Consider the following 6,001-nt stretch of genomic DNA (forward strand, 5'->3'; position numbering starts at 1 on the left):
TACGGTCCCCGGAACTTCCTGTGGTTCTCCGACATCGCCCTGCTCGGGTCGGGGCTCGCAGTCTGGCTGGAGAGCCCGCTGCTGGCCAGCATGATGGCCCTCGCGGTCCTCCTGCCCGAGCTGGCCTGGAACGTGGATTTCTTCGGCCGGCTGCTCACCGGGCGCTCGATGTTCGGCATGAGCGCCTACATGTTCGACCGGTCGCTGCCGCGCTACCTGCGCGCGCTCTCGCTGTTCCACGTGCTGCTGCCGATCTGGCTGCTCTGGCTGGTCGCACGGCTCGGCTACGACCGGCGCGCGTGGGCGTGGCAGAGCCTGCTCGCCGCGATCGTGCTGCCGGTGACCTACGCGCTCACCGAGCCGGCCGAGAACGTCAACTGGGTCCACGGGCTCGGGGCGCCCCGGCCGCGGCCTCACCCGTGGGTCTACCTCGCCGTGCTCACCGTCTCGTTCTGGCTCGTCCTCTACCTGCCGCCGCATCTGATCCTGCGGGCCTGGCTCGCGCGATAGATCACGGGTCCTCGTTGCAGAGCCTTGCCGGCTCCGATATACTCCGCGCCACCATTCGATCGGGCACCGGCCCTTCCCGTTCTCGAGGAGGTTGCCATGGTTCGCTTCCGCCCGCTCTGGCCGCTCGCCGCGGTGACGGCGCTGATCGCCGTGCCGCTCCTGCCGCTCGCCGCTTCCGCCCAGACCCCGAAGTACGGCGGGGTGCTGGTCACCGCGCCGCTCAGCGCCGCGCCGAGCCTGTCGCCGCACGAGGAATCGACGGTGGCGGTCGTGCAGCAGGCCAGCCCCTGCTTCAACAACCTGGTCTACTACGATCCGGCCAAGAAGCAGGAGAGCGGCGACACGATCATTCCCGAGCTGGCCGAGAAGTGGTCGTGGCAGGACAACCACCGCAACCTGGTGTTCCTGCTGCGGCGTGATGTGAAGTGGCACGACGGCAAGCCCTTCACCTCGCAGGACGTCAAGTACACCTTCGACTTGGTGCGCGGCGCCCCGGATGCGAAGGGCCGGTTGAGAGTCAATCCGCGCAAGCTCTGGTACGAGAACGTGGAGGGCATCGAGGCGCCGGATCCCCACACGGTGGTGTTCCGGTTGAAGAAGCCGCAGCCGTCGCTGCTGCTGATGCTCGCCTCCGGCTACTCGCCGGTGTATCCGGCCCACGTCCCGCTCCCCGAGTTCAAGAACAAGTGCATCGGCACCGGCCCGTTCAAGCTGAAGGAGAACAAGCCGGGCGAGTACGTCGAGTACGTGAAGAACCCCGACTACTTCGTCAAGGGCCGACCCTATCTCGACGGCCTCAAGTTCGTGGTCATCCGCGACCGCTCGACCCAGATCGCCGCGGTGCAGTCCGGTCAGCTCGACGTGGCGGGCACCGGGTGGAACCGCGCCAACGCGGAGGACGCCAAGAAGGGCGCGCCGAAGCTCGTGGTGGTGGAGGCGGACAGCAACGTCAACGACAACGTCCTCATCAACTTCAAGAAGGCGCCGTTCACGGACCGGCGCGTTCGCCAGGCCATCAACCTGGCCATGGACCGCAAGGGTTACCTGATCGGGCCGCGCCAGGGCGCGGCGACCTTCGGCGGGGCGCTCCTGCCCAAGCCGGCCGGGGTGTGGGGCCTGCCCGCCGCGGAGGTGAGCCGGCTTGCCGGCATGGGCGACCCGGCCAAGCAGAAGGCGGAGGCGCGGAAGCTGCTCGCGGAGGCCGGCTTCGGCGCGAACAACCCGCTGAAGTTCACCCTGTCCACCCGGGCCCTGCCCATCTACGTGGATACCGCGAGCTGGATGGTCGACCAGCTCCAGCAGGTGGGGATCGAAGCCACGCTCGAGCAGATCGAGACCGGGGTGTGGCATCCCAAGATGACGCGGCTCGAGTACCAGGTCGCGCTCAACCTCACCGGGGTGGGCATCGACGACCCGGACGCGCAGCTCTTCGAGAACTACCGCTGCGGCTCGCAGCGCAACTTCTCCGGCTACTGCTCGGAGGAGATCGACCGGCTGATGCTCGAGCAGTCGCAGACCCTCGACCGGGCCAAGCGGCTCGCGCTCGTCAACGACATCGACCGCAAGCTGCAGGCGGACGGGGCGCGGCCGGTGCTGGGCTGGGGCAAGCAGCACTGGGTCATGTGGCCGCACGTCAAGGGCTGGGCGGTGCACGAGAACTCGATCTACAACGTGAGCCGCCGCCAGGACGTCTGGATGGCCAAGTAGCGGTTCCCGCGCCGCGCACGGGGGGATGACGTGAAGATCTACATCCTCAAGCGGGTGATCATCGCGGGCGTGACCCTGCTGGGCATGTCCATGCTCATCTTCGTGCTGATGCGGCTGGCCCCCGGCAACATCACCGACATCATCTTCGAGTCGGCCGGCTACGTGGACGAGGCCGACCGGCATCGCCTGGAAGCCGAGCTCGGCATCGACAAGCCAGTGGCCATCCAGTACCTCAACTGGCTCGGCGACTTCGTCCGCGGCGACCTCGGCAAGTCGTACCGCTACGAGCTGCCCGCCTGGGACGTGATCAAGCCGCGCCTGCCGGTCACCCTGGAGCTGGCGGTGCTGGCCCTCGGCTTCTCGGTGCTGCTCGGGGTGCCCACCGGGGTGATCAGCGCGGTCCGCCGCGGCCGGCCGGTGGACTACGCGCTCCGGGTCTTCTCGCTCGCCGGGCTGTCGATGCCCTCGTTCTGGCTCGGCATGATCGTCATCCTGCTGCTGGTTCGCTCGCTCGGCTGGATCCCGTCGATGACCTACGTCTCCCCGTTCGACAACCTGGGGGCCAACCTCTTCCAGTTCCTGCTCCCCGCGCTCGCGGTCGGCTACCGCAGCTCCGCCCTGATCATGCGCATCACCCGCTCTACCATGCTGGAGGTGCTGCGGGAGGACTACATCCGCACCGCGTGGGCCAAGGGCCAGCGGAGCACGCAGGTGGTGTGGCGGCACGCGTTCAAGAACGCGTCGCTGCCGGTGATCACCCTGATCGGCATCGAGTTCGCGTTCCTGATCGGCGGCCTGATCGTCACCGAGACGGTGTTCAACCTGCCCGGGGTGGCCCGCTACCTGGTGGACGCCATCCAGGGCCGCGACTACCCGATCGTGCAGAACCTGGCGATGCTGATCGCGGTGGTGGTGGTGACCGCCAACCTCGTGGTCGACCTGCTGTACACGTGGCTCGACCCCCGCATCAAGTACGGGCAGGCGTGATGGCGATCAACGCCATCGAGGTCGCGGTCCCCGAGCGGCATCTCGCGGAGCGCACGTGGCGCGCCGCGGTCTGGCTGTTCGTGCGAAAGAATCCGCTGGGCGCGCTCGGGGGCCTGCTGATGGTGCTGCTGATCGTGGCCGCGATCTTCGCCGACGTGCTCGCGACCCACAACCCGGTGCGGACCTCCGGCCGCGTGCTGGTGCCGCCGGGCGCCGAGTTCTGGCTCGGCACCGACAATCTCGGCCGCGATCTCTGGAGCCGCGTGGTGCACGGCTCGCGCATCTCGCTGCTGGTCGGCCTCGCCTCCACGCTGCTCGGAGCCGGAACGGGCGGGCTGATCGGGCTCGTCTCGGGCTACCTGGGCGGCAAGGTCGACCTGATCGCCCAGCGGCTCATGGACATCATGCAGGCCCTTCCGATCCTGGTGCTGGCCCTCGTCATGGCCGCCGCGCTCGGGCCGTCACTCATGAACACGATCATCGCGATCTCGGTGGTGATCGTGCCGCGGGCCGCGCGCCTGATCCGCTCGAGCGTGCTCGCCATCCGCGAGTTCGTCTACATCGAGTCGGCGCGCGCGATGGGGGTGAGCCATCGGCGGGTCGCCTTCCGCCACATCCTGCCCAACACGGTGGGGCCCTTCATCGTGCTCGTGACCGCGCAGCTGGGCGGGGCGATCCTCGGCGAGGCCGCGCTCTCCTACCTGGGCCTCGGGGTGCCCGAGCCCTATCCGTCGTGGGGGCGGATGCTCTCCATCGCGGCCGCCGAGTACGCGCAAAAGGCGCCGTGGCTGGTGATCTTCCCCGGGCTCGCCATCAGCCTCGCGGTGTTCGGCACCAACCTGCTGGGCGACGCCCTCCGCGACAAGCTCGACCCGCGTCTGCGCGGCTCCTGAGCGGACCCCCTCACCCTGCCCTCTCCCCAGCGGGGAGAGGGGATCCGCCGAGTGCCCTCTCCGCTGAGTACCCTCTCCTCTCAAGGGAGAGGGCAGGGTGAGGGGTGGTTCAGCAAGCCCGCGTCTACTTCCCCTTCAGCGCCAGGTCCTCGTAGGGCGCCGAGTAGGCGTGGCCCGCGATCAGACCCAGGCCCGACTCCTGCACGCGCGGCCCGACCCCGTTGAGGAAGGCCAGCTCCCAGATCGGCGCGTACAGGACTTTTTCGTGGACCAGCTGCTGGATGCGGTGCAGCGTGGCCTCGCGCCGCTTGGGATCGTTCTCGGCCGCCTGCTCCTTGAACAGGCCGTCGATGTCAGGATACGAGCCGTACACGTAGGCGCCGCCGCTGGCCACGAAGGCCTCGATGCGGGTGGCCGCGTTGCCGAAGGCGCCGCTCGCACCCTGGATCAGGTTCTTGAACTTCTTCTCCGAGTAGCCGCTGAAGAACGCGGCCCGCTCGAGCGGGCGCAGCTTCACCCGGATCCCCACCTGCTGCAGGGAGTTGCCGACCGCCTCGGCCAGGTTGGCGTACGAGCCGTCGCAGAAGTACTCGCCGGCGTCGAAGCCCGACGGATAGCCCGCCGCGGCGAGCAGCTGCTTGGCGCGAGCGGGGTCGTAGACCGGCGCGGGCGGCTGCCAGTAGTACTCGAACGAGCTCGGGATGATGCTGCCGCTCAGCTTGGAGTGGCCGAGGGTGAGGGCCTGATTGATCGACGGCCGGTCGATGGCCAGACTCGTCGCCTGTCGCACCCGCACGTCGTGCCACGGCGACTTGGGATCCCACTGGTCGGCGAAGTAGAGCCAGAACGGGGCCTGGATCACCGCCGGCTTGAGGGTGAGGCCGGGCGTCTTCTGCAGCTCCTCGGCCAGCTCGCCGCGGATGGAGTAGGCGATGTCCACCTCGCCGCGCTTGAGCGCGGCCAGCCGCGTGGCCTCGTCCGGCACCACCTTCAGCACCAGCCGCTTCACGCTCGGGCTCTTGCGCCAGTACTGCTCGAAGGCCTCCAGCACCAGCTCGACACCGGGCGTGAAGGAGACGAACTTGTAGGGGCCCGCGCCCACCGGCGCCTTCTTGAAGCCCTCGTCGCCCACCTTCTCCACGTACTTCTTGGGGACGATCCAGGCCGCCCCGGTAGCGGGGGTCGCGAAGAACGTCATGAAGTCGAGCCACGGCTTCTTGAGATGGAACCGCACCTTGTACGGGTCGACGACCTCCACCGAGGCCACCCGATCCTTGAGGAGCTTGGCGGAAGCGCCCCGGTAGCGCTCGAACGAGAATTTGACGTCGTCAGCCGTCATCACCTCGCCGTCGTGGAACTTGACGCCCTTGCGGAGCACGAACTCGTAGACGAGGCCGTCCTTGGACTGCGACCACGCCTCGGCCAGGCTCTTGCCCTGGGGGGCCCCCGGCGTGAACTTCACGAGCGCGTCGTGCATGGCATAGAGCACCATGAACGGCGTGATGAGGCTCGGCGTCTCCGCGGGGTCGAACCACGTCGGGGCCAGCGAGATGTGCACGGCCCACGTGAGCTGACCCGAGGGCGCCGCAGCGGCGGGCCCGGCGGCCAGGGTGGTGAACAGGGCGATGATCAGGACGGCGATGACGGAGAAGCGACAGCAGGAGGACGGGCGAAGCTGACTCATGAGGGGTCTCGGTCTCCTTTCGGGCACGTTCGCACTGCGGAGAAGGCCAGGGACGAAGAGCGGGAACGCCGCGGCGATGCGCAGATTATACGAGAAGGATCCTCACGGGACGGTATGTTCTTTGACACGATGCGGGCAATCTCCCGGTAGCGAGGCATGCGCCGCCGGCGGTGGAGATTGAGCTAGAATCGGACAGCTGCGTCGGCCCACGAGGGCGGAG

General features: G+C 68.3%; 5 protein-coding genes. 4 read left to right on the forward strand and 1 reads right to left on the reverse strand.

Annotated elements, in window-relative coordinates; translation table 11 throughout:
* The 4 genes from VKN16_13370 to VKN16_13385 form a co-directional block, all read left to right on the forward strand.
* Positions 1 to 510: membrane-associated protein (locus VKN16_13370; protein ID HME95190.1), on the forward strand; the 510-nt coding region annotated here is incomplete at its 5' end.
* Between the two features lie 96 nt (positions 511 to 606).
* A complete protein-coding gene (locus VKN16_13375; GenBank protein HME95191.1) occupies positions 607 to 2,217 on the forward strand; it encodes an ABC transporter substrate-binding protein in 1,611 nt (536 codons plus the stop codon).
* Between the two features lie 30 nt (positions 2,218 to 2,247).
* The gene (locus VKN16_13380; protein HME95192.1) at positions 2,248 to 3,204 is read left to right on the forward strand and encodes an ABC transporter permease; all 957 of its coding nucleotides are present in this window, start codon (positions 2,248 to 2,250) and stop codon (positions 3,202 to 3,204) included.
* Positions 3,204 to 4,097: an ABC transporter permease gene (locus VKN16_13385; protein ID HME95193.1), complete on the forward strand. Its 894-nt coding sequence runs from the start codon at positions 3,204 to 3,206 to the stop codon at positions 4,095 to 4,097. The genes VKN16_13380 and VKN16_13385 overlap by 1 nt, the downstream gene beginning before the upstream one ends.
* Positions 4,098 to 4,221: 124 nt before the next feature.
* Here the strand turns inward: VKN16_13385 and VKN16_13390 are convergent, their stop codons facing one another.
* On the reverse strand, positions 4,222 to 5,781 hold the full coding sequence (locus tag VKN16_13390) for an ABC transporter substrate-binding protein (protein ID HME95194.1): 1,560 nt from the start codon (positions 5,779 to 5,781) through the stop codon (positions 4,222 to 4,224).
* Positions 5,782 to 6,001 lie beyond the last annotated feature (220 nt).

This window comes from Candidatus Methylomirabilota bacterium, from assembly GCA_035315345.1.
Classification (GTDB): domain Bacteria; phylum Methylomirabilota; class Methylomirabilia; order Rokubacteriales; family CSP1-6; genus CAMLFJ01.

Bases quoted from the DNA above. Each gene is read 5' to 3' on its own strand.
- VKN16_13375 (HME95191.1), top strand. From the start codon at position 607: ATGGTTCGCTTCCGCCCGCTCTGGCCGCTCGCCGCGGTGACGGCGCTG.
- VKN16_13385 (HME95193.1), top strand. From the start codon at position 3,204: ATGGCGATCAACGCCATCGAGGTCGCGGTCCCCGAGCGGCATCTCGCG.
- VKN16_13390 (HME95194.1), bottom strand. From the start codon at position 5,781: ATGAGTCAGCTTCGCCCGTCCTCCTGCTGTCGCTTCTCCGTCATCGCC.